The organism is Myceligenerans xiligouense (assembly GCF_003814695.1).
Lineage (GTDB): Bacteria > Actinomycetota > Actinomycetes > Actinomycetales > Cellulomonadaceae > Myceligenerans > Myceligenerans xiligouense.
The window spans coordinates 2,045,478-2,068,039 of record NZ_RKQZ01000001.1 but is presented as its reverse complement, the minus strand read 5'-3'; the positions used below and the strand labels follow the sequence as shown (position 1 = coordinate 2,068,039).

Genomic DNA, 22,562 nt, shown 5'->3' with positions numbered 1-22,562 from the left:
TCGCGGCGCGCCTGTGGATGACGCCGGGGCGTTGTCGGTGTCTCCCCCTAGGGTTGTCGCCATGACCGTGATCGCTCCTCCGTCCCGTCCGCCGGCCCTGTCACCGTCGCGCGCGAGCGACTTCCTGCAGTGCCCGCTGCTGTTCCGGCTGCGGACGGTGGACCGTCTGCCGGAGCCGGCGTCGGCGGCGGCGACGCGCGGGACGCTGGTGCACTCGGTCCTGGAGCGCCTCTACGACGCCCCGGCGGGCGAACGCACGCCCGCGGCGGCGCAGGAGCTGCTTCCCGTGGAGTGGGAGAAGCTGCAGGAGGCCGATCCGCGGGTGAAGGAGCTGTTCGCGCCGGGCGGGGACGCGGAGTCCGAGGGCGTCGAGAACTGGCTCGACGGCGCGGGCCGCCTGGTGAGCACGTACTTCACGCTGGAGGATCCGAACCGCCTGGAGCCGGCCGAGCGGGAGCTGAAGGTCGAGACGCAGCTTCCGGACGGGCCGTTGCTGCGCGGCATCGTGGACCGGCTGGACGTGAAGCCGGACGACGGCGCGCTGCGGGTGGTGGACTACAAGACGGGCCGTTCGCCCAGTCCGCGCTTCGAGGGGAAGGTGCTGTTCCAGCTGAGGTTCTACGGGCTGGTGCTGTGGCGCGAGCGGGGCGTGGTGCCGAAGATGCTGCAGCTCGTCTACCTCGGGGACGGGCAGGTCCTCCGGGCGGAGCCGACGCCGGAGCAGCTGGAGGGCGCCGAGCGGAAGGTGCGGTGGGTGTGGTCCGAGATCGAGAGGGCAGCGCGGGCCGGGAAGTGGGAGGCGCGTCCCAGCAAGCTGTGCGACTGGTGCGCGCACCGGGCGCTGTGTCCGGCGTTCGGCGGCACGCCGCCGCAGATCCCGGAGGGCGCGGTGGAGCTCCGGCTCGGGATCGCGTAGCGCGGTCAGTACTCGTCGACGACCTCGCCCGCGGCGAGTCGCGCGATGAGACCGAGGCCCGCGCCGTCGAGCGAGCGCAGGCGGCTCAGGCCGGGACGCGCCTCGACCGGCAGGACGGCCTCGATCCCGAGTGTCCGGGCGCCGCTGGCGAGCGCGGACGTGATGCCGACGGGTGAGTCCTCGACGGCCACGCAATCGGCCGCGGCGACGCCGAGCCGGTCCGCCGCGGTGAGGTACGGCTCGGGATCCGGCTTGCCGTGGGTGACCTCGTCGCCCGCGACGATCGTGGCGAAGGTGCCCTCGGGCGCTCCCGCGGCGACCGCCTCGGCCAGGGTGCGGTACGACATCGTGACGATCGCGCAGGGCACCCCGGCCGCGGTGAGGTCGGCCAGCAGCGGCAGCACTCCGGCGCGCCACGGCACCTCGTCGGCCAGCCGGCCCTGCACGCGAGCGACGAGCCAGTCCACGATCTCGGCCGGCTCCATGGGCACGCCGGCCGCCCGCAGGACTCCCGCGCTGACGATCAGCTGCTGTCCCACGAGCTTCAGCGCGTCCTCGTGGGTCCAGGTCACACCGTGGGCCTCGGTGAGCTCACGCTCCGCCTCGATCCAGTACGGCTCGGTGTCCACCAGCGTGCCGTCCATGTCGAACAGGACGGCCGGGGGGAGCGCCTGGGATCCGGCGGCTCCACGAGCTTCCGGGTCGCGGCGCAGAGCGGTGTTCACGGGTGCCTCCGGGTGAGGGGGGGACGAATCGGTGTACGGCCCCCACCCCATCACATCGAAGAAGCCGCCCGGCACAGGAGAACGGGAGGGCGGCGGCGAATCGACACAGGCGCCCTCCGGTGAGACGCAAATCACAGGACCGATATGGGTTCGCTATCCTGATCAGGTTGTCTACGTAGCCATATGTAGGTCGATGTCGTGCCTGGGCCCACCTCGCCCGAACCGTCGACAAGCTCGCCCGAACCGTCGACAAGGAGGAGCGTGCCCGAGCCGCTGCGTCCGCACGATCCCGCTCGCATCGGGGCGTACGTGATCGAGGCGCGCCTCGCGTCGGGCGGGATGGGGGACGTGTTCCTCGGCCGGACCGACGGCGGGTTCCGGGTGGCGGTCAAGATCGCCCGCCAGGAGATCGCCGACGACGACGGCTTCCGCGGCCGCCTCGCCGCGGAGGTTCGCGCCGCCGGCAAGGTCACAGGCCTGTACACGGCAGCCGTCGTCGACTCCGACGTCGCCGCCGACCGGCCCTGGGTCGCCACGGAGTTCGTGGACGCGCCCACGCTCGCGCAGTACGTCGGGCGCCACGGGGCGCTCCCGGTCGGCGCCGTCGCACGGATCGGCGCCGGCATCGCCGAGGGCCTCGCGGACATCCATGGCAACGGGATCCTGCACCGAGACCTCAAGCCGGCCAACGTGCTGATGACCGCCAACGGCCCGAAGGTGATCGATTTCGGGATCGCGCGGGCGCTGGAGGAGACCTCGCACACCTCGGCGAGCACGGTCGTCGGCACGGCCGGCTACATGTCTCCGGAGCAGGCACGGGGCAGGGGCACCGTCGACTTCCGCAGCGACGTGTTCGCCTTCGCCGCCGTGCTCTTCTTCGCCGCGACCGGCAGGGACCTGTGGGGCTACGGGCTGCCTCTGGCGATCCTGCAGCGTGTGGCCTCCGAGGAGCCCGACCTGGCGGGGATCGCGGACCCACGGCTCAGATCGCTCCTGGCGGCGTGCCTGGCGAAGGCCCCCGAGGCCCGTCCGGACCTGGACGGCGTCCGCGCGGCGCTCCGGCCGCTCGCCGACGGGCCACCCGTGTCCGACGACGCTCCGCCGCCGGACGCGGACGAACGTGCGGACCCACCCGTCCCCGCCACCGAACGGTTCGACCTGACCACCCGGCGGATGCGGGCCGCCCGGGCCGCCACCTACCTGGGCAGGATCGCGCTGCTTCCCCTGGCGGCCCTGGCCGGCGCGGCGGTCCTCCCGTTGTTCGCGCACCCGCAGGAAGGCCCGGAGGGCGTGGTCGGGCCGGCCCTCCTGCTCGCCGCGCTGCTGGCCCTGCTGCACCTCACCACCCGGACCCGTCCGCGGGTCCACGACCGGATCGAACTGAGCGCCGACGGCATCCGGGTCGTGGACCGCCGGGTGCTGCGGCTGAGGAACCGGACGCTCTTCGTGCCCTGGGTGCGTCTGAACCGGGTGCGGCTGGTGATCGAGGACGACCTGTGTGCGGTCGTCGGGCAGTTCCCGCACGCGTCGACCGGACCGCACGACCTCTGGGGCCGGGACCACACCGCCTACCGGCACCGGCTCGGACACGTCCTGACGTGGCTCCGTATCAGCACGCCGCAGCAGGCGGCGACGGTCCGGCTGCTCGACCTGGCGCTGGAGCGCGCCGCGCGCACCCGGTACCTGCCCGTGAGCTCCTGACCCACGCTCCCATGACCCCGTGACCCCGTGCCCACCGGCGACACGACCTCCGGCCAGCCCTTGGCCGCCGACACGCCGACTGCTAACGTCCTGTCCCTCGAACACCTCGCGGACTTCCGCGGGCCGGGCCGGTCTCTCCCGGGATCGCAGGACAGGAGGTCGAGTGCCCCACGACGCACCGCGGCAGGGTTCCCGCGGCGGGGCCCACGGGCCCGGAGCGGAACCGCCCGGCGCCGCCGAGACCGCCGACACCCGCGGCGGCCGTCTCACGGCGCCGCCGGCAGCCGACGGGACCCCGCCCGAGCACACCCTGGCCGTCATCGCGGCGCACGAGACGCACGGCTGGAACCAGTGGCCGAAGGTGCTCGGTGTCTCCGGCAGCCTGGGAGTCGTCGTCGCGGCGCTGATCCTCACGAGCATGACGGCGCACAGCCCCGGGCCCGGAACCTGGTTCCGTGCGCCGGGTGACAGGACGGCGGAGGTGAGCAGCCCCGCGCCGTCCGGTACCGCGCCGGACGAAGCGGCCACCGCGTCCCCGGCGCCGTCAGGATCGGGCTCACCCACGGTCGCGGCATCCGGTGCGCCCGCCACGCCGACCCCGGCTCCTGACACCCCGCCGCCGTCGCCGCCGTCGGAACCCGGCTCACCGGCCGAGGAGCGGACCGGACCGGTGGACGACGCCGGCTCGCAGGCGCTGGACGACCCGGAGGACCCGGATCCCGGCGCCGATCCCGATCCCGCCGAGTACACGATGGTCTCGAACGACCAGTCCGGCGAACTGCACGCCGCCTGCAAATGGTCCGCCGGGGACCTGGACGCGGGCGACAGCGAACCGGCCGAGGCGGGCGGCCGGTTCGAGCTCGCGTACCGGACCTGCCCGGAACAGGCCAGCTACGTGGCCACCTCCGGGCCCGCGACGATCCTCGGCAGCCTGACGGCCCCGCCCCCTCCCCAGGACTGCGAGGAGGCGGCCCGCTCGGGTGAACCGCTCGACGTGCGAGTCGACGACGGCGGGCTCCCTGCCGGCACCACCTTCTGCACCACGACCGACGAGAACCGGATCGCCTACGTCGTCGTCACCGGCTACACCCGGAACCTCACGATGACCTTCGACCTCACGACGTGGGAGATCACGAACTGACACATGGCGACCTACTTCACGTCCGACATGCACTTCGGGCACACGAACATCATCAGGTTCTGCGACCGGCCGTTCGACGACGTCGGGCACATGAACGCCCGGCTCGCGGAGCTCTGGAACGACACCGTGTCCGACGACGACACGGTCTGGGTGCTCGGCGACGTCGCCCTCGGCGCCCTGGACGACTCCCTGACCTGGATCGGCCGGCTCACCGGCCACAAGATCCTCGTTCCCGGCAACCATGACCGCTGCTGGGTGGGCGACCGCGCCCTGGGCAGGGGGACGCCCGAGGCACGCGCCGAGCGCCGGGAGAAGGCCCGCGCCCGCTACCTCGCCGCCGGGTTCGCCGAGATCCACGACGACCCCGGCCGCTTCCCGATCGCGGGATCCGAGGCCGCCGTCTCCCACTTCCCGTTCTCCGGCGACTCCCACGGCGAGGACCGATACGTCGAGCACCGCCCCGAGGACGACGGCGGCTGGGTGCTGCACGGCCATGTCCACGACACGTGGCGGCAGCGGGACCGCCAGCTCAACGTCGGCGTCGACGCCTGGGGCGGCCGTCCGGTCGCCGTGGACCGGCTCGCCGCCCTGATCGCCGACGGTCCGCGGGACCTGGAACCGCTCACGTGGGATCTCCCCGCCGGGCTCAGCCGGCCGTAAGCCCTCGCGCCCGGCTCGGCGTCCCACGGCGAGCCCGTGCGGGGTCGCCGGCGGGGTCCGCCTCGGCCCGGGCCCGCCGGACCACCACTTCGGCACCGGTCACCCGCCGGGCTCGCCGCCGGCCTGGTCCGTACCCGCCGCCTCGAGCGACCTGACGAGGTCCCCGGACCGTTCCGCCGGTTCGCGGAACCGCTCGGGATTCTCCCCGGCCAGCCGTGCGCGGAGCCGCTCCGCTCGCCGGGCCCCGGCGAGCGCCGCGTCGAGGTCACCGGCACCGGCCAGTGCGACGGCGAGGTTCGTCAGAGCGAGAGCGAGTTCGGGCTCGTACTTCTCCGGCTGCGCTCGCGTGAGCTCGTCGAGGATGTCCACGGCCTCCCGCGCCGCCGACACGGCGTCGCCGTGCCGGCCGACGTCCGCGTAGGTTCCCGCCAGATTCGTCAGCGACGCGCCGAGGACCGGCAGATGCTGGTGCCCACCGTGCTCCGTCAGGCGCCGGCTGGCGGCGACGGCCTCCTCCGCCGGATCGACGGCATCCGGGGTGCGCCCGTTCTCGGCGAGCCGTGACGCGAGGTTCGACAACGACTTCACCAGGCCGGACAGGTGACGCTCGGGGTGCGCGGTCGCGAGCTCGCGCAGGATTCCGGTGGCCTCGTCCTCCGCGGCGAGCGCCTGGGTCGCGTTCCCGAGCACGGAGTGGGTCACGCCGAGGTTGGAGAGTGAGGCGGCGAGTTCCGGCAGGCGGCGGTCCGGGTTGGACGCCGCGAGCCGCCGTCGGATGGCCACCGCCTCCCGCTCGCGTTCGAGTCCGAGGCGCCGGCGGCCGAGCTGCGCGTTGAGGACGCCGAGGTTCGACAGCGTCTGGGCGACGAACGGGAGGTAGCCCTCGTGCTGTTCGGCGAGCCGACGGCGCAGCTCGAGCGCCTCGGCCGTGGCGCGCGCGGCCTCCCCTGGACGACCCAGTTCGCCCAGCCGGGCACCCAGGTAGGACAGTGCCGAGGCAAGATCGGGGTTGTACCGGTACGGGTCGTCCCGCGCGAGCTCCCGGCAGTTCTCGACGGCCTCGAGGGTGTAGCGGTAGGCGTCGTCGGCGGATCCGAGCTCCGCATGGCGCTTGCCGAGGTTCCACAGGCCCTTCGCGAGCAGCAGACGGACCTGCGTCGGCGCGTCGTCGGAGGCGATACGTGTCAGGGCCACGCTCTCGGCCGAGGCCGTCAGCGCATCCTGGGCACGACCGAGTTCGGCGAGGCTGCTGCCGAGGTTCATGAGCGACTGGGCGAGCGCGGACCGGTACCGGGCGGGATCGTCCGCGACGAGCGCGCGGTACGCGGCGACGACGTCCTCCTGGTCGTCGAGGGCCTCCTCGAAGCTGCCCCGGAACCACAGGAGCGCGCCGCGCGCCGTCCGGGCGGCGGCGACGGCGGCCTCGGGTCCGGCGCCCGAGGCATCACCCGACGGCACCGCGAGAAGGCGCAGCGCCCGGCCGACCGATTCGAGGGCTCGGGCGTACCGGCCGTCGTTCCGGAGCGCATCGGCGAGCGCGACGTGGACGGCTGCCCGGCGGCTCCGCTCACCGTCGAGCAGGGCGACGGCACGCTGGGCGACGGCCACCCGCGCGCGCATGAAGACGCCCGTCAGGTACTCCGGATGGCAGGAGAAGGTCTCGAGCACGTCGGCGTCGTCGGGCAGCTGCGCGGAGACCCGCGCGTACGCCGCGGCCACCGCGTCCGCCGAGGCATGACGCGGGCCGGCGGACATGATCCGCACCAGGAGGCGCGCCGCGTGCACCGCCTGGCGGTGTGTCAGGCCCGTGGTGACACGCACGGCGAACCTCGGGTCGTCGGCGAGCGCCCGGGCCACGAGGTTCTCGTCCGCCGGCTCCTCCCCCGGCGGAGGCACGGGTCCGCGCCGTGCGCCGCTCTCCTCGGCGCCCAGGAGCATCGCCGTGGCCAGGACGGCGGCCCGACCCGGTGCGGGCGGAGCCGGATCGCCCGCGGTGGGGCCGGGAACGGGCGGCGGAGGTTCGGCGGCCGGGAGCTCGAGCACGGGCGATGCGCTCAGCAGGGCGTACAACGCGGGAGTTCCGTGCTCGAGCCGGTCACGCCAGACGGTGGTGCGGCGCGCGAGGAGCACCACGCGCGTCCGGCCGCCCTGGTCCCCCGCCGTGGCGAGCAGGAGCGTCCGGAGCGCGGGAAGGGTGTCCGCGTCGTCGACCACGAGCAGGCGCCGACGAGCCGGGTGCTCGGCGGCCGCCCGGGCGTCGTCGTCGTTCCGGACCTGGAACACGGCCCAGGCGCGCCGCGTCAGCCGTGCGGCCAGCTCGTGGGCGAGGCCGGTCTTGCCGGAGTCGGGCGGGCCGGTCACGAAGCACACGGCCACCGGTGTCCGGGATCTCGCCCAGTGCAGCAGCGTCCTGAGCTCGGCACGCTGCGCGGCGGGGCCGCCGGGCTCACCGGGCTGCGCGGGCCGCGACGCCGACGCACGCGGAGCTCGGGTGCTGTGCGGCGGGCGGCTGAGATCCACCACGTCAGTGAACCGGACAATCACCATCGCTGCCAGAAATAGGGCGGGAGCCCCGGCCCTGCGGGTAGCGTTCAGGTACCAGCGAGATGAGGAGTGACCCGTGTCCGAGTTCTTTTCCGACCGGCCTGAGAAGTTCGACCTCGACGGGGACGGCGTGCCGGACGTCGAGACCGCCGACACCACGGGCGACGGCACGGTCGACGCCCAGTTCGAGGACTACGACGGCGACGGTGTGCCCGATCTCGAGATGTACGACACCAGTGGTGACGGCCGGCCCGACGTCGTCCGTGACGTGGCGGGCGGCGTCGAGTCGATCGCGGTCGACACGGACGGCGACGGCGAGCCCGACGTGGAGGACACCTTCACCGCGTGAGCGGGCAGGCCGCCGGTGCCCGGCGGGCCGGATCTGCCGCCGGACACGTGGGTCTCGTTCACGACGTCACGATGAGACCGGAGGCCCGCCGACGCGACGCCCCGCCGACCGGAGCCGGTCGGCCATCGCCTCGCAGCGGTGCGCGAGTTCGGCGGGCTCCAGGACCTCGAAGTCGTGCCCCAGCAGCGTGACGTGCAGGAGCAGCAGGTCCAGGTCGTGCCCGCCCGCGCGGATCTCGCAGGTGGCCGCGTCCCGGGGGCGGACGACGGCGGCCGAGGCCGGCACCTGCGCCCGCACCACGTCCGCGTTCGCGTGCACGAGGAACCGCGCGTGCCGCGGGTACACGCGGTCGGCCACGGACTCCTGGACGTAGGCGGCGGCCTTCGCGGGGACCGCACGCGGTTCGAACCGCCAGGTCCGGGCCCGGACCTCGCTCATGCGGTCCACGCGGAAGGTGCGCCAGTCGTCGCGGTCGCGGTCGAAGGCGAGCAGGTACCACTGCCGCTCGGAGGCGACGAGTCGATACGGCTCGACGCGGCGCCGCCCCTCCCCGCCCCCTCGCGTGCGGTAGCCGAACCCCAGCTCCACCCCGTCACGGCACGCCCGGGCGACCTCGAGGAGCACGTCCGGGTCCGCCGGGGCGCGGCCGCGCCCGAACGACTCGACCGATCCCGCGAGCGCCCGCACGTCGGCCCGGAGCCGCGAGGGCAGCACCTGGTCGAGCTTCGTGAGGGTCCGCAGCGCCGCCTCCCCTCCCGTACCGGCGTCGCCGGTGCCGGCCAGCAGCGCCGCGGCGACGGCGATGACCTCCTCGTCGTCGAGCAGCAGCGGCGGGAGCACCTGTCCCGCGCCGAGCTGGTACCCGCCGCCCGACCCGTGGCCGGCGTGCACGGGATACCCGAGGGCGCGCAGCCGGTCGACGTCGCGGCGGACGGTCCGGGTGGTGACCCGCATCCGTGCGGCGAGCTCCGGCCCGGTCCAGACACGCCGCTGCTGGAGCAGCCCGAGCAGGGTCAGGACGCGCTCGGTGGTGCCGCGCGCGGCGTCGCGCTCGTCGCGTCCGTGGTCCATGCCGGCAGTCTCGCAGACACTGCGGACCGATCCTGTCCGCTTCGGATGTGAGCCTGGGTTCATGAACGACGACGACACCGCCCCGGGACCGGACCGCACCCTGTCGCGCATCCTGTCCGACCAGTTCGCCTGGCACTGGAAGCACCATCTGCGCCCGCGGTTCCGCGGCCTGGAGGGCCGCTACGCGCCGATGACCGACGACGAGTACTTCTGGGAGCCCGTTCCCGACACCTGGAGCGTCCGCCCGCGCGGCACGTCCAACGCGCCGATCCAGGCCGGGTCCGGAGATCTCACCCCTCGCGGTGCGCAACGCCGCCCACTTCGGCGCGCCCGCGGCGTGGTACGAGTCGTGGGAGTACGCGGGGGACGCCGACGGCGCGCTCGACCAGCTCGACGCCCAGGTCGACGTCTGGCTCGCGGGCGTCCGGGCCCTCGGCGACGACGGCCTCGCGCGACCGGTCGGGCCGGCCGAGCCGTTCCCCGAGGCGCCGATGAGCGAGCTGGTGCTGCACATCAACCGCGAGCTGATCCACCACCTGTCCGAGGTCTGCCTGCTGCGCGACCTCTACCTGCACGCCCACGAGCTGCCGGCCCCGGGGCCGGCCGCCCATGGGACCGCCCACCCGATCGGAGCACAGTCATGAGCCGCGTCATCCAGGTCACCTTCGACGCCCACGACCCGAAGGCCCTCTCGACCTTCTGGCGGGACGTGCTCGGCTACGTCCACCCGTTCCCGCCCGGCGTCGAACCGGAACCGGGCGCGGACCCGCTCGCCGCCTGGGAGGAGTTCCTCGAACGCACCGGCGTCCCGGAGGAACAGCGCAACAGCTCCTCCGCCCTCGAGGACCCCGACGGGAACGGCCCGCGCCTGTTCTTCCAGCAGGTCCCCGAGGACAAGGTCGCCAAGAACCGCGTCCATCTCGACGTGCGCACGGCTTCCGACCTGCGCGGCGAGGAGCGCATGGCCGCGCTGGAGAAGGAGTGCGAGCGGCTGGTCGCCCTGGGCGCGACGCGGTTCCGGCGTTTCGAGCCGGAACCGCCCCTGAGCATCGGGTTCATCGTGATGCAGGACCCGGAGGGGAACGAGTTCTGCCTCGACTGAGGGCTACTTGCTGTCGATGCGGCCGATCGCGGTACCGGTCTCGGCCAGTGCCGCGGTGGCCTTCGCCCACGCGGTATCCGCCGGGTCCAGCGCGCCGCGCAGGTAGGCGGTGGTCAGGCGCTGCAGGACGGCGACCCGCTCCGGGTTCTCGTCGGTGGTCTCGGCCGCTTCCCAGTTCGGGATGCCACCCAGGGAGTGCTCCCCGCCGAACAGGGTCAGCAGGTCGGTGGCGCCGGGGCCGTGGACGTAGGCGTCGGTGAACCAGTCCGGGCCGCGGCTGGACATCTTCGACTGGTCGTGGTCGCCGGCCACCACGAGCGTCGGCGTGGTGAGCTCGGCGAACGACGGGTTCATGAACGGGAAGTGCTCCTGGGCGAAGGGGTGCAGCTCGGCGCCCCCGAAGCCGGTGGCGGCCAGCAGCACACCGGCCCAAACACGCCGGTCCGCGTAGTCCTGGCCGGGCTGCCCGGCGCTGTCGAGGATGCGGGCGCCGAGCAGCATCTGCACGGTCTGGGCGCCCCACGAGTGGCCGGCGGCGACGACGCGGTTCCGGTCGACCCGCCCGGCGAGGCCCGGCACCGCCGCCTCGACCGTCTCGAACTGGTCCAGGATTCGGACCAGGTCGGCCCGCCGTTCGGTCCAGACGTCGCCGAACCGGGGGTCGTCGAACCCGATTCCGTCGCGTCGGGAGTCCAGGTGCGTCGGCTGGACGACCACGAACCCGCGAGACGCCCAGAAGGCCGTCAGGGGCGCGTACCCGTCGAGCGACCAGCCGTTGCCGTGCGAGAACAGCAGGACGGGCAGGTCCTGCCCGGTCACGGGAGCGGAGACGCGCACGTCGAGCGGAACCGCTCGGCCCGGTGCGTCGAGCCGCACGGGGGCGACCGAGACGACCCGTTCACCGGTCCCGACGACGTCGTCCAGGGCGTGGACGATCGCGGTGTCGGTCGTTGCTGGAGTACCACTCATGGGAATCACTCATCCTTTGCGTTCGAGCACCCCGCCGAGCACAATTGAAGCGGAGCACCGCTCCGCAACAATACGGAGCGCCGCTCCGTTTTGCAAGTCTCGACGAAGGGTCCTCCATGACGACTCCCGGCCCGCCCGCCTCGACGCCCCGCGCCAAACGCGTCGATGCCAGGCGCAACGAACAGACCCTGCTCGACGCCGCCGCCGCCGTCTTCGTGACGCACGGCGTGGACGCGCCGGTACGACTGATCGCCGAACGCGCCGGGGTGGGCATGGGGACGATCTACCGGCACTTCCCCACCCGCCCCGCGCTGGTCGCGGCGGTGTACCGGCACCAGGTGGAAGCGCTGGCGGAGGCGGGCCCCGTCCTCCTGCGCGAGTCCGGCGACCCCGGAGCCGCCCTGCGGCGATGGACGGCCGGCTTCGTCGACTTCCTCGTGACCAAGCACGGGCTCGCCGGGGCACTCGGCTCCGACACGGAGGGCGTGAACGCGCTGCACGAGTACTTCGTCGACCGGCTCGTCCCGGTGTGCGACGCCCTGCTCGACGCCGCGCTCGAACCGGGCACCTCCGGCCGGGTGTCCGGGTACATGCTCATGCGCGGGATCGGCAACCTGTGCATCGGCGGCAACGACTCCCGCTACGACGCCGCCCGCCTGGCGGCCCTGCTCGTCGCCGGAGTACTCACCGAGGAAGAGCACCACCGCGAACCAGAGCACGCCTGAGCGGGCAGGCACGGGCGCTCCCGGCCAGGCCAGCGGTAGACTTCGGGTTCTCCGGCGATCACGAAGATCCACGCCGTGGCCCACCGTGGTTCGCGGAGGCATCTGCGGCGCGACCCTGCCGGCGCGAGCACGGAGCCACCGGCGGCTCGGACGGGCCGCCGCGCGGCGGCCCGGTAGCCGATCGGAGCGCCCTGGTCCAGGCCACCGGCCCCACGGGACGGCTGTCCGGCCGCCCCCGGCGGTCGACGGTCCTGGACGTGCACGGCGCGCGGGGCCGCGGTACCCGTGCAGCGAAGGAGGAGACATGGCAGCAACCGGCCAACGCCGGTCGGGTCGCCCGCGAGCGGGCTCCGGTGCCCGGCGCCGACGCTCCGGGCGGCCCGGCGAGCACGGGATCATCCCGGTGCTCGCGAAGGTCGCCCGCGAGGTCGACGGCGCCGTGCGGCGACCGCCGACTCCCCGGGCGGTTCGCATGAAGTTCCAGGTCGTCGCGCTGGTCGTACGGGAGGAGAGGGAACGGGTCAAGGCCGACGACGCCCTGACCGACACCCGGCGCAACCAGGAACTCAAGCGGCTCGACGGCGTGGCGACGCTGCTGGCGAGCATCGCCGCCCGGGACACCTCACTGCTCGAACTGCTCGCCGAGGACGCCCAGGTCTCCGACGCGGCGCGCGCTTTCAAGGCGGCCGTGATGCGTGCCGGAGGACTTGAGCCGCCCGAGGAATCCCCGCCGGCGCCGCCCGCCGCACCGAGGCCTGGCACCGAGAAGCAGGTGGTACCCCGCTCGGTGACCTCACGCCGGCTGGCCAACCCGTTTCTCGCCCCGGACTTCGGGGCCGCGACCGAACGGGCCACCGTCCCCACTCGCCGGCTGGCCGGCTGGGAACTGCTCGACCCGCTCTTCCGTTCCTTCGGGTACGCCGGCCCCGGCGCTCCCGCCTGCATGTCGTTGCCGGAGGCACGCGCGGTGCCCGGTCCCCCCGACCGGAAGCTGATGCCGCACCAGGCCCAGGTCGTCGAGGCCACGGCCCGCGGGCATCGCACCTTCCTGCTCGCCGACGAGCCCGGACTCGGCAAGACCGCCCAGGCGCTGCTCGCCGCCCAGTCGGCCGATGCCTACCCGCTGCTCGTGGTGGCGCCCAACGTGGTGAAGACGAACTGGGCGCACGAGGTCAGGATGTGGACTCCGCAGCGCCGGCCGACCGTGGTGCACGGCGACGGCGAAAAGGTCGACGGGTTCGCGGACGTCGTGATCGTCAACTACGAGGTCCTGGACCGGCACATCGGCTGGCTCGGCACGCACGGCTTTCGCGGCATGATCGTCGACGAGGCACACTTCATCAAGAACAAGGGCTCGCAACGCTCCCAGCACGTGCTCGCCCTCTCGGAGCGCATCCGAGCCCGAACCACTCGACCGCTCCTGATGGCGCTCACCGGCACCCCGCTGATCAACGACATCGAGGACTTCCGAGCCATCTGGCAGTTCCTCGGCTGGATCGACGAAGCGGCGCCGCTCCCCACGCTGCTGACCGCTCTCGAGGGCACCGGGCTCACCCCGGCCGACCCGGGGTTCTACGCCGCCGCAAGGGCCGCCGTGATCGACATGGGCATCGTGCGCCGTCGCAAGGCCGACGTGATCGCCGACCTCCCCGCCCGGCGGGTGGCGGACCTGCCGGTCGAGCTCGACGGCGCTGAGGGCCGCTCGATCCGGGCCGCCGAGGCCACACTCGCCCGCCGTCTGGTCGATCGGTATCGCTCCGCCATGGAGGCGCGCACCGGGGACGACGTCGCGGCCGAGGTCGACCTCGGCCTCGCGCGCCGCGTGGCAGCGGCAGAGCTGAAGGACACGAGCTCGCGGGCCGGTGGCGAGAACGTGTTCACCATGGTCCGCCGGATCGGCCGGGCCAAGGCCGGACTGGCCGCCGACTACGCCGCGCAGCTCGCACGCAACGTCGGCAAGGTGGTCTTCTTCGCCAAGCACGTGGACGTGATGGACCAGGCCGAGCAGACCTTCGCGGATCGTGGCATCGGTTACGCCTCGATCCGCGGCGACCAGACGCCCACCGCGCGCGAGAAGAACATCGCCGCGTTCACGGGCGACCCCGACGTGTCGATCGCGGTGTGCTCCCTGACGGCCGCCGGAGTGGGGCTCAACCTTCAGGTGGCCTCCAACCTGGTGCTGGCCGAGCTGTCCTGGACGCACGCCGAGCAGACCCAGGCCATCGACCGGATCCACCGGATCGGCCAGGCGGAGCCCGTCACCGCGTGGCGGATCATCGCTGCCCAGACCATCGACTCCACGATCGCCGGCCTCATCGACAGCAAGGCCGGGCTGGCCGCCAAGGCACTGGACGGCGAGGGCGAGGAGGACGTCGCGTCATCCACGGACGTCCGGCGAGAAGCCCTGGTCACCCTGCTCACCGACACACTCACGGCCGAGGGTATCGCCTGAGCGGCACGAGCTAGTTGACATGTCTCCTATGAGACTTGTCTAATAGTCACGTGATCCTCGCGCGCATCATTCTCGGGCTGCTCGATCTCGCACCCATGTCCGGGTACGACCTCAAGCGGCACTTCGACACGACGATCAACCACTTCTGGACGGCCGACCGGGCGCAGATCTACCGGACGCTCGGCCGGCTCGTCGAGGACGGGCTGGTCACCGTGGAGACCGTCGCCGGGGCGAAGGCACCGGACAAGCACGAGCACCGCATCACGGAGCAGGGCCGCGCGACGTTGCGCGAGTGGCTCGGCTCCGACCTCGACCGGCAGCCCGAGCGGGACGCCTTCCTCGCGCGGCTCTTCTTCGCCGGGAGCCTGGACGACGCCGAGCTCGGCGACCTTCTCGCCCGGCACCGGGCCGCGACGCGGGAACAGCTCGACGCGCTCGAGGCGATCCGCGCGGCGGCTCCCCCGCCGGCCGACCGGCGAGCCCGGCTCCGGATCGCCACCCTCCACTGCGGGCTGGCCCGCGGCCGCGCCGAGCTCGCCTGGCTCGACGAGATCACCAAGGAGCTCACATGACCGAGTACCCCGAACTGCATCATGAGCGGGCCGGGTCCGCGCACGCGCCGCTGCTGTTCCTCCACGGCGGCACCGTGGCCGGCTGGTCGTGGGAGGAGCAGGTCGAGGCCTTCACCGACCGGCAGGTGGTGACGCCGGACCTGCCGGGCTTCGGCCGGCGCGCCCGTGACGACTGGCCCGGGCTCCACGGTGCCGCCGACATCGTCGCGGAGCAGCTCGCCACGCTGGGCGTCGCGGGCCCGGTCGACGTCGTCGGGCTGTCCTTCGGCGGGCTCGTCGGTCTCCACGTCGCGGCACGGCATCCCGGCCTCGTGCGCACGCTCCTCGTCAGCGGGCCGATGCTGGCACCCGCCGGAACCGCCGTGCGGGTCGCGGGCAGGCTGCAGCTGAGCGCGTGGAACGCACCCTGGTTCTGGAAGGCGCAGGCGACAGCCATGGGCCTCCCGGCCGAGGCCCGCGAGGTGTTCGTCCGGCACGGCCTGACGATCCGCCGCGAAACCATGCACCGGATCGCTGCCGAGATCTACCCGCGTGGCGGCCTGCCGGCGAACATCTCGCGCTACACCGGGCCGCTGCTCGGCCTGGCCGGCGCGCGCGAGTCCGCGTACTTCCGCCGTTCGCTCCGGGCGCTGCGGCAGGCCGTCCCGCAGGCCGAGATCCGCCTCGCACCCCGGATGCACCACATATGGAGCATCGAGGACACCAGCCTCTTCAACGCCGTCACGGGTTCCTGGGTCGAGGGCCGGGTCGACCCGCGCCTGCTGCCCCTCTGAGCACAGGCATCAAGGCCGCGGGAGAGAACCTCGGCGTGGAGATCGACGCCGACGAACATCCGGTACACCTGAGCACGATCACCATGGTGGGCGCGACAGCGGACCACATCGTCACGGCGGGCGAGGCGCTGGGCGCCGACGGCGGCGTGACCCGCACGGCGACAACAGAGGGCAACAGATGAGCGCGGCGCCCGGCAGACCGGCCCGGGCGCCGCGCCCATACGTTCATTTTCCGTTCAGCACGTCGAGGATCCGTTCGAACCAGGCGCGACCAGAAAGGCCGTCCCACCGCGGGTCGTACTGCGCTCCAGCCACCGCCAGCCAGAGCTCGATCAGCCCGTCGTCGTCCCGCGTCGAAAGGGCTGACGAGATCTCGTTCCGGAGCGCAGATACCGTCGCGGAGTCCTCGCTCTCCCAGTACTTCTCGACCACCAGCAGAGGGCTCGCCGCTTCGAGGTCGTAATCAGGATGGAAGTAGGTGCGCGCTAGATACTGAATCTCGGCCATCAGAATCTCGATATTGTTGGAAAAGATGTCACGATATGGTATCCGCCAGGCATCGACGGGTTTCTCTGAAGGACTGACAGGATCGCGTCCGGGCTTCCGAACGTATCGGTTGCCCGAGTGTACACACGGCCGTCGACCGGGTTCATGGTCCCGGTGATCTCGAGTCGCTGCTTCGTTCCGGCGGTCAGCCAGTTGTCGATCTTGAGCCGGTTCGTGGCCAGATTTCCTCCGGTTGCCTTCTCTGCGGCTGCGACGTTCGAGAACGTCGATGCCTGAGAAATCCCACGCCCTCGGAGATCGGTATCAGACAGTCCTACATGCCGGTCGATCGTGTGGCCGCCGGCACTCTCGTGCGGCGCGAGGGGGCAACTGTCGTTGTGGGCCAATACCGGCGCGTCGTCCGCGCTTGCGGCCACGAAGTACGTGTGGAGGCGATCCACCGTGAGGTTGTGCACCGTCGCGCGCTCGTGCTCGACCTCGATGCCGGCCACCTGGACCCAGGTGCCCGCACTCGTCTTGAGCCAGTCGCCGGAGCGAAGATCGATCGCGTCGACCCAGGTCTTGTCCTCGGGACTCCAGAACGGGTGTTCGTCGGTGGCGACGATCTTCTGCTTGTCGCCGCCGTCGTCCCGGATGGTCACGGTGACCAAGGTCTTCTCGCCGCTGCCGGTGATGTGGGCCGTCACCAGTCGGGCGCCCGCCACTTCGCCGGTCCTCTCGTGCGCGGACAGGACCTCGTCACCCGGTTCGAGCTCCTCGATCGGCTTTCGCGTGCCGTCGGCGAGCAGCACCAGCGTGCCCGGCAGGAAGCTGTTGCAGCTCGGTGGTTCGTTCGGCTTCGCCGAATCGCCCTTGCCCGAGGTCTCCGCCTTCTTCTTGGATGCCTCGGCTCTCGCCCGGGCCTTCGCCTCCTCCGCGATCTTCCTGGCCTTCGCCGCTGCGGCCGCCTTCGCCTTGGCGGCCTTCTGGGCCGCCTCCCGCGCCGCCTTCGCGGCGGCCGCCTTCGCGGCCTCGGCCGCCTGCTTCGCCTTCTTGGCGCCGGTCAGGATCTTCTGGGCCCACCTCAGCTCGCCGGAGAAGGCGAGCACCGCCTTGCCGGCCTTGTAGACGGCCTCGCCGATCTTCGCCGCCTTGAAGATCTTGCCCCACGGCAGCGAGCCGACGATCAGCATCACGCACGCGCCCAGGTCACCGTCGAGGCAGTCCATGAGGTCGTTGACGCCCAGGAACTCCATGAGGATCTGCCCGCCGGCCTCCAGGACGACGTCCAGCATGGACTTCGACTGGATCTGCTGCGCCTTCGCGATGTCTTCCTCGCTCGGCCCCTCCACCTCGGCGCCGGGGTCGTGCGGGTTCGACGTCGCGCTGCCGCTCGCGGTGGCCCCGGCGAAGGGGCTCTCACCCGTCGGATCCGTGTAGACCAGCGGGTTGTTGCTCGCGTACACGTACGGTGAGGAGCCCATCGGTTGCGCCGCGACGGGGTCCACCGACGAGAACCGTCCCGTGCCCGGGTCGTAGTTCCGGGCACGCATGGCGTAGTTGCCCTCGCCGGTGGTCGAGTCCTGGTACGCCCCCGCGAACCGCATCGGGTTGCTCGGCCCGTCCGCGGGCCCGTCGTCGGACTCCGCGCCGCTCGCCGCCGCCGCGACGCCTTCCGCGAGCGTCGCGCCCTGGCGGGGGTTCCCGAACGGGTCGTAGTCGTAGCCCTCCTCGACCTGGCCGTCCGGCGTCAGCATGTTCGCCACGCCGCCGAGCCAGTCATGGGTGTAGGCGTGAGCCCCGCCGCCGGCCTCCAGCAGGGCCAAGGGCTCGTCCGTGGGCCCGTAGGCGAACGCCTGGCGGTGGGTCACCACCCCGCTCGAGTCGGTCACCGTGTCGACGGCGATGTTCTCCAGCGACCCGTTCACGTCCCACGCCCAGTGGCGCGTCTGGCTGCCCGCGCCCACGCCGGTCGCGGCGTCGATCCGCATGCGGGCCGCGTCGTACGCGTACCGCGTGGTGACGCCGTCGACGGTCGCCCGGGCCAGGGTGCTGTCGAGGTGGTACTCGAGCCGGTCGTCGCCCGCGCGCGTCTGGTTGCCGAGCACGTCGTACTCGTAGACCGTGCGCTCGATGCCCTTCTTGCCGGCCTCGACCTCCTTGACGAGCTGGCTGGCGGCGTCGTAGGAGTACCGGGTCCGGTCGTTGCCCGCCGTACCCGTCCGCACCTGCTTCGTCCGGTTGCCGAGCAGGTCGTACTCGTAGGAGATCCGGCCGGCTGCCTTGCTCCGCCGGTCGCACTCCTGGGCGGCGTAGCACGCGTCCGTCACCCGGTTCGCCTCGTCGTAGGCGTAGGCGACCGCCTCGGTCACGCCGCCCCGGGTGGTCTTCACGAGCGTGGGGTTGCCCACCTCGTCCAGGGTCAGGTCGAACGCGGACACCGGGTCCTGCACTCCGTCCACCGGGTCGCCGGTGCGTTCGGTGCCGATGGCGGTGAGACGTCCCGCGTCGTCGTACTCCCGCTCCTCGGTCAGCCCCGTGGGCGCCGGCAGCGTGGTCGCCGTCCGGCGCCCGGCGACGTCGTACTCGTACTCCCAGCGCGCCGTGTCGGCGCCCGCGGAGCCGCCGACCGCCGTCGTCGAGGTGATCCGCGAGTCGGCGTCGTACGTGGAGGTGATCTTCGTGCCGTCGGGATAGTTCCGCGCGGTGATGTTCCCGCGCTGGTCGTAGTCGTAGGTGAAGACCTCGTCGGCCTGGTTCGGCTCCTCGCGGACCACCTTGGTGATCTGGTCCTCGTCGTCGTACGTCACCGTGCGCACGCCCAGCGGGTCGCCGTACGACGTCGTGCGGTCCTTGGCGTCGTAGCCGTAGGTGTACTCCGGCCCCGTCGAGCCGACCTGCTGGCTGGTCAGGCGGCCACGCAGGTCGTACTCCGAGGTGATGGTCCGCCGGGCACGCTCGTCGTCGGTCAGCTTCCACAGGTGCTCGTGCCGGTCGAGGGTGATGCTCGCGACCGGGTTCGACTCGGCGTCGTACGTGGTGTGCGTGGTGCGGCCGATCGGGTCCGTGGTGGTGACGGGGCGGCCGGCGTCGTCGTACGAGACGCGGGTGTGCCCGGACTGCGGATCGCGCACGTCCACCACACGGCCGTGGTGGTCGTACTTGAGCACCGTCGCGAAGGCGCGGGAGAACGGCGGCAGCTCCGGGGCGTCCGGCTGCCGGACGTGGCTGACCTGGTCGTCGTCGCGGTACGCGACGTAGGTGGTCCCACCGCGCGCGTCGGTCAGCTCGGTGGGCCGGTTGTTCGCGTCGTACTCGGTCGACGTGACGTTGCCGAGCGGGTCGATCTCCCGGACCCGGTTGCCCGCGAGGTCGTACTCGTACCGCGTCGTGAACCGGTCCTTGTCGGCACCTTCCACGTTGCCGCGCGGCTCCGTCATCGCGGCGAGCAGGCCGTCGTCCGTGTACTCGTACGTCGTGACGCCGCCGGTCGGCGACGTCACCTTGATCGTGTTGCCGGCCTCGTCGTACTCGGTGCGGGTGGTCTTGCCGCCCGCGTCCGTGCGCTCCGTCTGCCGGCCGTTCCTGTCGTACCCCATCGAGAGGGTCCGGCCCTGCGTGTCGGTGACGGAGTCGACCCGGCCCGTGTTGCCCCGTTCGAAGCTGGAGGTCTTGTTCAGCTCGTTGACCGAGGCCGTGGTGCGGTCCAGCGCGTCGACCTCGATGTCCCGGTCCACGTGCCCGCCGCCCGGGTACGGCATGCGCATCCGGATCAGGTTGTCGTTCGCGTCGTAGAAGTACTCGGTGGTGAAGTCCGCCCGGTCCGCGCCGGGCACGTTGCCGCGCGGCGAGGTCACCGTCTTGACCAGGCCCTTCGCGTCGTACGTGTACGACGTCGTGAGGTCGTCGGCCTCCTCCATCCGCACGCTCTCGGACTCGCGCCGGCCGGCGTCCGTGTACGCGAAGGTGACCACCCGGCCGCCCACCTCGACCCGCGACTGCAGGCCGTTGTCGAGGTAGTCGTACTCGCTGACCGTGCCCTCGGGGGTGATCTCCTTGACCAGACGGCCGGTGTCGTCGTAGACGGTGCGCCAGCCGCGGTGCTTGCCGGGCTCGTCGACACGGACCACGCGGTCCTGCTCGTCGTAGCGCGTCTCGGTGGTGTAGTGCCGCCGCTGGCGCGGGTCGGCCGTGCCGCGCGGGTCCGTCACGGCGACCTGCCGCCCCGTCGCGTCGTAGCGGTACTCGGTGCGGCGCCCCTCCGGCGTGACGACGGCGGACGGCAGCCCGGCGTTCTCGTCACCGTCCGGCAGGTACTCGTACCTCGTGACCTTGTCCCGCTGGTCCGTCGTGGAGGTCCGCAGGCCCCGGTCGTCGTAGGTGTGCGTGATGTCGTTGCCCTCGGCGTCGACGCTCCGGGTCAGTTCGTCGAACTCGTTGTACGTGTTCTTCCAGACGTTCCCGTCGGCGTCGGTGTACTCGATCGGGTTGTTCCGGTCGTCGTACTTCGTCTGCTCGTCGAAGCCCTGCGGTGCCACCGCCTGAACCGGGTTGCCCTGCGCGTCGAACCGCACGACGTGCTGGTACTGGTTCCCGTTGACCACCAGGTTGCGGTCCAGGCGCCCGTTGTAGCGGTGGTTGTCGGCGTCGCCCGTGCTGCGCTGGCTGTAGATCAGCACGTTGTCGTGGTAGCCGTCGTAGATCGAGACGTCGTCCGCGTCGGTGGTGCGCGCCTCCTGCTTCGCGGCGTCCCACGCGAACGTCATCTCCGCGCCGACGCCGTCACGCTGGGCGGCCACGCGGCCGCCGGCGCCGTACTCGTTCTGCACGATGGCCACGTCGTGCGGGTCGATCACCTGGGCGAGTCTGCCCTCGGCGTCGTACCGGTACCGCCACACGTTCCGGCGCGCGTCCTTCACCTCGGTGAGCAGGCCGTCGGTGTACTCGAAGCGCACCATGCGGCGGTCCGGGAGGATGATCCGCGTGATCAGCTCGTCCTCGAGCAGGGCCACGGCAGTGCGACCCGAGGCGTCGGTGATCTCGACGGCGTCGTGGCCGTGCCAGTCCTGGTCGTACGCGAGGCGCACACCGTCGCCGCGCGGGCTGAGCACGGCGGTGAGCCGGCCTCCCGGCCCGAACTCGTACCTGACCTGCTGCGGGGTGATCAGCGCCCAGCCGTCGCCGTCCTGCCTCAGGTTCGACCGCACGCCCGGCGGGCGGGTGTACCCGTCGCCGTCCGGCGTGTAGACCGCTTCGGCGCCGTCCTCGGCGCGCACGATGACGCCGTCGTCCGTGGGCGTGACGCGCATGTCGTAGGACCAGGCCCAGCCCACGCCGAGCGGGCCCTGGCGGTTGTTCGCCGAGGAGTAGGTGCGGGCGCTGCTGAACGGGATCCCGTACGACGCCATCTGCAGGTCTCGCTCGATCCGCACGAACGCGCCGGTGCCCGTGTTGACGCCCACCCCGCGCTGCGCCTGCCCGACGGCGGTCGGGGCCAGGGCGTTCTCGCACCCGCAGCCCGCGGCCTGGTCGTCCGGGATGCTCGGAGGGAGGATCGTCGCGCGCGGCCTGGTGCTGTCCGAGGGGTCCGAGACGACCTCGTCGCCGCCCGGCAGGACGGCCGCGACCGTCACGAAGTAGTCCTTGCCGCGGTCGAGCTCCCAGTCGTCCTCGGCCCCGAAGGAGCGGCAGAAGTCCGACGGGCCGCAGAACCGCGGGCCCTCCAGCTCCTCGCGGGTGAGCCGCACCGATTCCTGCTCGGTCTGGTCGTCCTCCTCGTACAGCCGCACGACGGCGGCGGTCCAGTCGGGGTCGACGTCGCCCTCGTCGAAGTAGAGGACCAGGGACGTGTCACCGAGCACGAAGCCCGGGCGCAGGTCGATGCCGGTGAACCCGCCGGCCGCGTCCAGCGACCGGGCCGGGGACGTGAGGGCCCGCCACTCGCTCGTGGCGACCTCGGCGGGCTCGCCGCCGGCCGGCACGGCCTCCGGGACCACCGGCGGGCGCTCGTCCTCCGGAAGGGCGGTGGATCTGCGGACGTCGGCCGGCATGGGCCGGTCGACGGGGCCTTCGCCGGCGGCGGCCCGCGGCACCGGGGCCGCGTCGGCGGACTCCTGCGGTCCCACTGCCACCAGCAGCGATGCCGCGAAGCCGATGGTCACCGCGAGGCCCAGCCAGCGCCGTTCCAGCCGTGTGATCACAAGGTGGTGCCGTCGTGCCTGGGACATCGCCCAACCCCCGTGTCGGAATCTCCTGTGCAGTCAGCCGACAAAGAGTATGACCAGACGACAGAGACACTCGCAACACTTTTATCCGACACGCCCGATTAATTTGGTTTTGGGTTAAGCGTGCGGAAAGATCACTTCTTGCACTCCTC

Annotated in this window: 18 protein-coding genes; 12 read left to right on the top strand and 6 right to left on the bottom strand. The window is 72.4% G+C overall.

Annotated elements, in window-relative coordinates:
• Positions 1 to 61 precede the first annotated feature (61 nt).
• A complete protein-coding gene (locus EDD34_RS08860) occupies positions 62 to 916 on the top strand; it encodes a RecB family exonuclease (protein WP_123814236.1) in 855 nt (284 codons plus the stop codon).
• A 5-nt stretch (positions 917 to 921) separates the two neighbouring features.
• On the opposite strand, the gene EDD34_RS08855 is transcribed toward EDD34_RS08860, so the two are convergent.
• Positions 922 to 1,641, bottom strand: coding sequence for an HAD family hydrolase (locus EDD34_RS08855; protein ID WP_246012268.1), 720 nt, complete (start codon positions 1,639 to 1,641; stop codon positions 922 to 924).
• A gap of 261 nt (positions 1,642 to 1,902) precedes the next feature.
• Between EDD34_RS08855 and EDD34_RS08850 the strand changes: the two genes are divergently transcribed.
• The 3 genes from EDD34_RS08850 to EDD34_RS08840 all read left to right on the top strand — a co-directional run bounded on the left by EDD34_RS08850 (position 1,903) and on the right by EDD34_RS08840 (position 5,143).
• Positions 1,903 to 3,342, top strand: a complete 1,440-nt coding sequence (locus tag EDD34_RS08850) for a serine/threonine-protein kinase (protein WP_123814235.1) — start codon at positions 1,903 to 1,905, stop codon at positions 3,340 to 3,342.
• Positions 3,343 to 3,505: 163 nt separating this feature from the next.
• Positions 3,506 to 4,483: a hypothetical protein gene (locus EDD34_RS08845; protein WP_123814234.1), complete on the top strand. Its 978-nt coding sequence runs from the start codon at positions 3,506 to 3,508 to the stop codon at positions 4,481 to 4,483.
• Between the two features lie 3 nt (positions 4,484 to 4,486).
• Positions 4,487 to 5,143 (top strand): metallophosphoesterase, encoded by a 657-nt coding sequence (locus tag EDD34_RS08840; RefSeq protein ID WP_123814233.1) that lies wholly within the window; start codon positions 4,487 to 4,489, stop codon positions 5,141 to 5,143.
• A gap of 99 nt (positions 5,144 to 5,242) precedes the next feature.
• On the opposite strand, the gene EDD34_RS08835 is transcribed toward EDD34_RS08840, so the two are convergent.
• A complete protein-coding gene (locus EDD34_RS08835; protein WP_123814232.1) occupies positions 5,243 to 7,663 on the bottom strand; it encodes a tetratricopeptide repeat protein in 2,421 nt (806 codons plus the stop codon).
• A gap of 100 nt (positions 7,664 to 7,763) precedes the next feature.
• Between EDD34_RS08835 and EDD34_RS08830 the strand changes: the two genes are divergently transcribed.
• Positions 7,764 to 8,036 carry a hypothetical protein gene (locus tag EDD34_RS08830; protein WP_123814231.1) on the top strand — a complete coding sequence of 91 codons (273 nt, stop codon included), beginning with the start codon at positions 7,764 to 7,766 and terminating at the stop codon, positions 8,034 to 8,036.
• Positions 8,037 to 8,102: 66 nt separating this feature from the next.
• Here the strand turns inward: EDD34_RS08830 and EDD34_RS08825 are convergent, their stop codons facing one another.
• A complete protein-coding gene (locus EDD34_RS08825) occupies positions 8,103 to 9,107 on the bottom strand; it encodes a helix-turn-helix transcriptional regulator (protein ID WP_123814230.1) in 1,005 nt (334 codons plus the stop codon).
• Positions 9,108 to 9,409: 302 nt separating this feature from the next.
• On the opposite strand from EDD34_RS08825, the gene EDD34_RS21500 reads away from it, so the two are divergent.
• Together EDD34_RS21500 and EDD34_RS08815 are read left to right on the top strand one after the other, a co-directional pair.
• Positions 9,410 to 9,751, top strand: coding sequence for a DinB family protein (locus EDD34_RS21500; RefSeq protein WP_342774817.1), 342 nt, complete (start codon positions 9,410 to 9,412; stop codon positions 9,749 to 9,751).
• On the top strand, positions 9,748 to 10,209 hold the full coding sequence (locus tag EDD34_RS08815; RefSeq protein WP_123814229.1) for a VOC family protein: 462 nt from the start codon (positions 9,748 to 9,750) through the stop codon (positions 10,207 to 10,209). Before EDD34_RS21500 ends, EDD34_RS08815 begins: the two co-directional genes overlap by 4 nt.
• A 3-nt stretch (positions 10,210 to 10,212) precedes the next feature.
• Here the strand turns inward: EDD34_RS08815 and EDD34_RS08810 are convergent, their stop codons facing one another.
• Positions 10,213 to 11,178: an alpha/beta hydrolase family protein gene (locus EDD34_RS08810; protein WP_123814228.1), complete on the bottom strand. Its 966-nt coding sequence runs from the start codon at positions 11,176 to 11,178 to the stop codon at positions 10,213 to 10,215.
• A gap of 116 nt (positions 11,179 to 11,294) precedes the next feature.
• Between EDD34_RS08810 and EDD34_RS08805 the strand changes: the two genes are divergently transcribed.
• From EDD34_RS08805 to EDD34_RS21495, 5 genes are all read left to right on the top strand, one after another.
• Complete coding sequence (locus EDD34_RS08805) at positions 11,295 to 11,903, top strand: TetR/AcrR family transcriptional regulator (protein ID WP_123814227.1); 609 nt, start codon at positions 11,295 to 11,297, stop codon at positions 11,901 to 11,903.
• Between the two features lie 304 nt (positions 11,904 to 12,207).
• The gene (locus tag EDD34_RS08800) at positions 12,208 to 14,355 is read left to right on the top strand and encodes a DEAD/DEAH box helicase (RefSeq protein ID WP_123814226.1); all 2,148 of its coding nucleotides are present in this window, start codon (positions 12,208 to 12,210) and stop codon (positions 14,353 to 14,355) included.
• A gap of 50 nt (positions 14,356 to 14,405) precedes the next feature.
• Positions 14,406 to 14,927 carry a PadR family transcriptional regulator gene (locus tag EDD34_RS08795; RefSeq protein WP_123814225.1) on the top strand — a complete coding sequence of 174 codons (522 nt, stop codon included), beginning with the start codon at positions 14,406 to 14,408 and terminating at the stop codon, positions 14,925 to 14,927.
• The gene (locus EDD34_RS08790) at positions 14,924 to 15,700 is read left to right on the top strand and encodes an alpha/beta fold hydrolase (protein ID WP_123814224.1); all 777 of its coding nucleotides are present in this window, start codon (positions 14,924 to 14,926) and stop codon (positions 15,698 to 15,700) included. The genes EDD34_RS08795 and EDD34_RS08790 overlap by 4 nt, the downstream gene beginning before the upstream one ends.
• A complete protein-coding gene (locus EDD34_RS21495) occupies positions 15,613 to 15,882 on the top strand; it encodes an imine reductase family protein (protein WP_342774814.1) in 270 nt (89 codons plus the stop codon). The genes EDD34_RS08790 and EDD34_RS21495 overlap by 88 nt, the downstream gene beginning before the upstream one ends.
• A 43-nt stretch (positions 15,883 to 15,925) precedes the next feature.
• Here EDD34_RS21495 and EDD34_RS08785 read toward each other — a convergent pair whose 3' ends face one another.
• Positions 15,926 to 16,207 carry a contact-dependent growth inhibition system immunity protein gene (locus EDD34_RS08785; protein WP_123814223.1) on the bottom strand — a complete coding sequence of 94 codons (282 nt, stop codon included), beginning with the start codon at positions 16,205 to 16,207 and terminating at the stop codon, positions 15,926 to 15,928.
• Positions 16,207 to 22,413: a polymorphic toxin-type HINT domain-containing protein gene (locus EDD34_RS08780; protein WP_170177015.1), complete on the bottom strand. Its 6,207-nt coding sequence runs from the start codon at positions 22,411 to 22,413 to the stop codon at positions 16,207 to 16,209. Before EDD34_RS08780 ends, EDD34_RS08785 begins: the two co-directional genes overlap by 1 nt.
• Positions 22,414 to 22,562 lie beyond the last annotated feature (149 nt).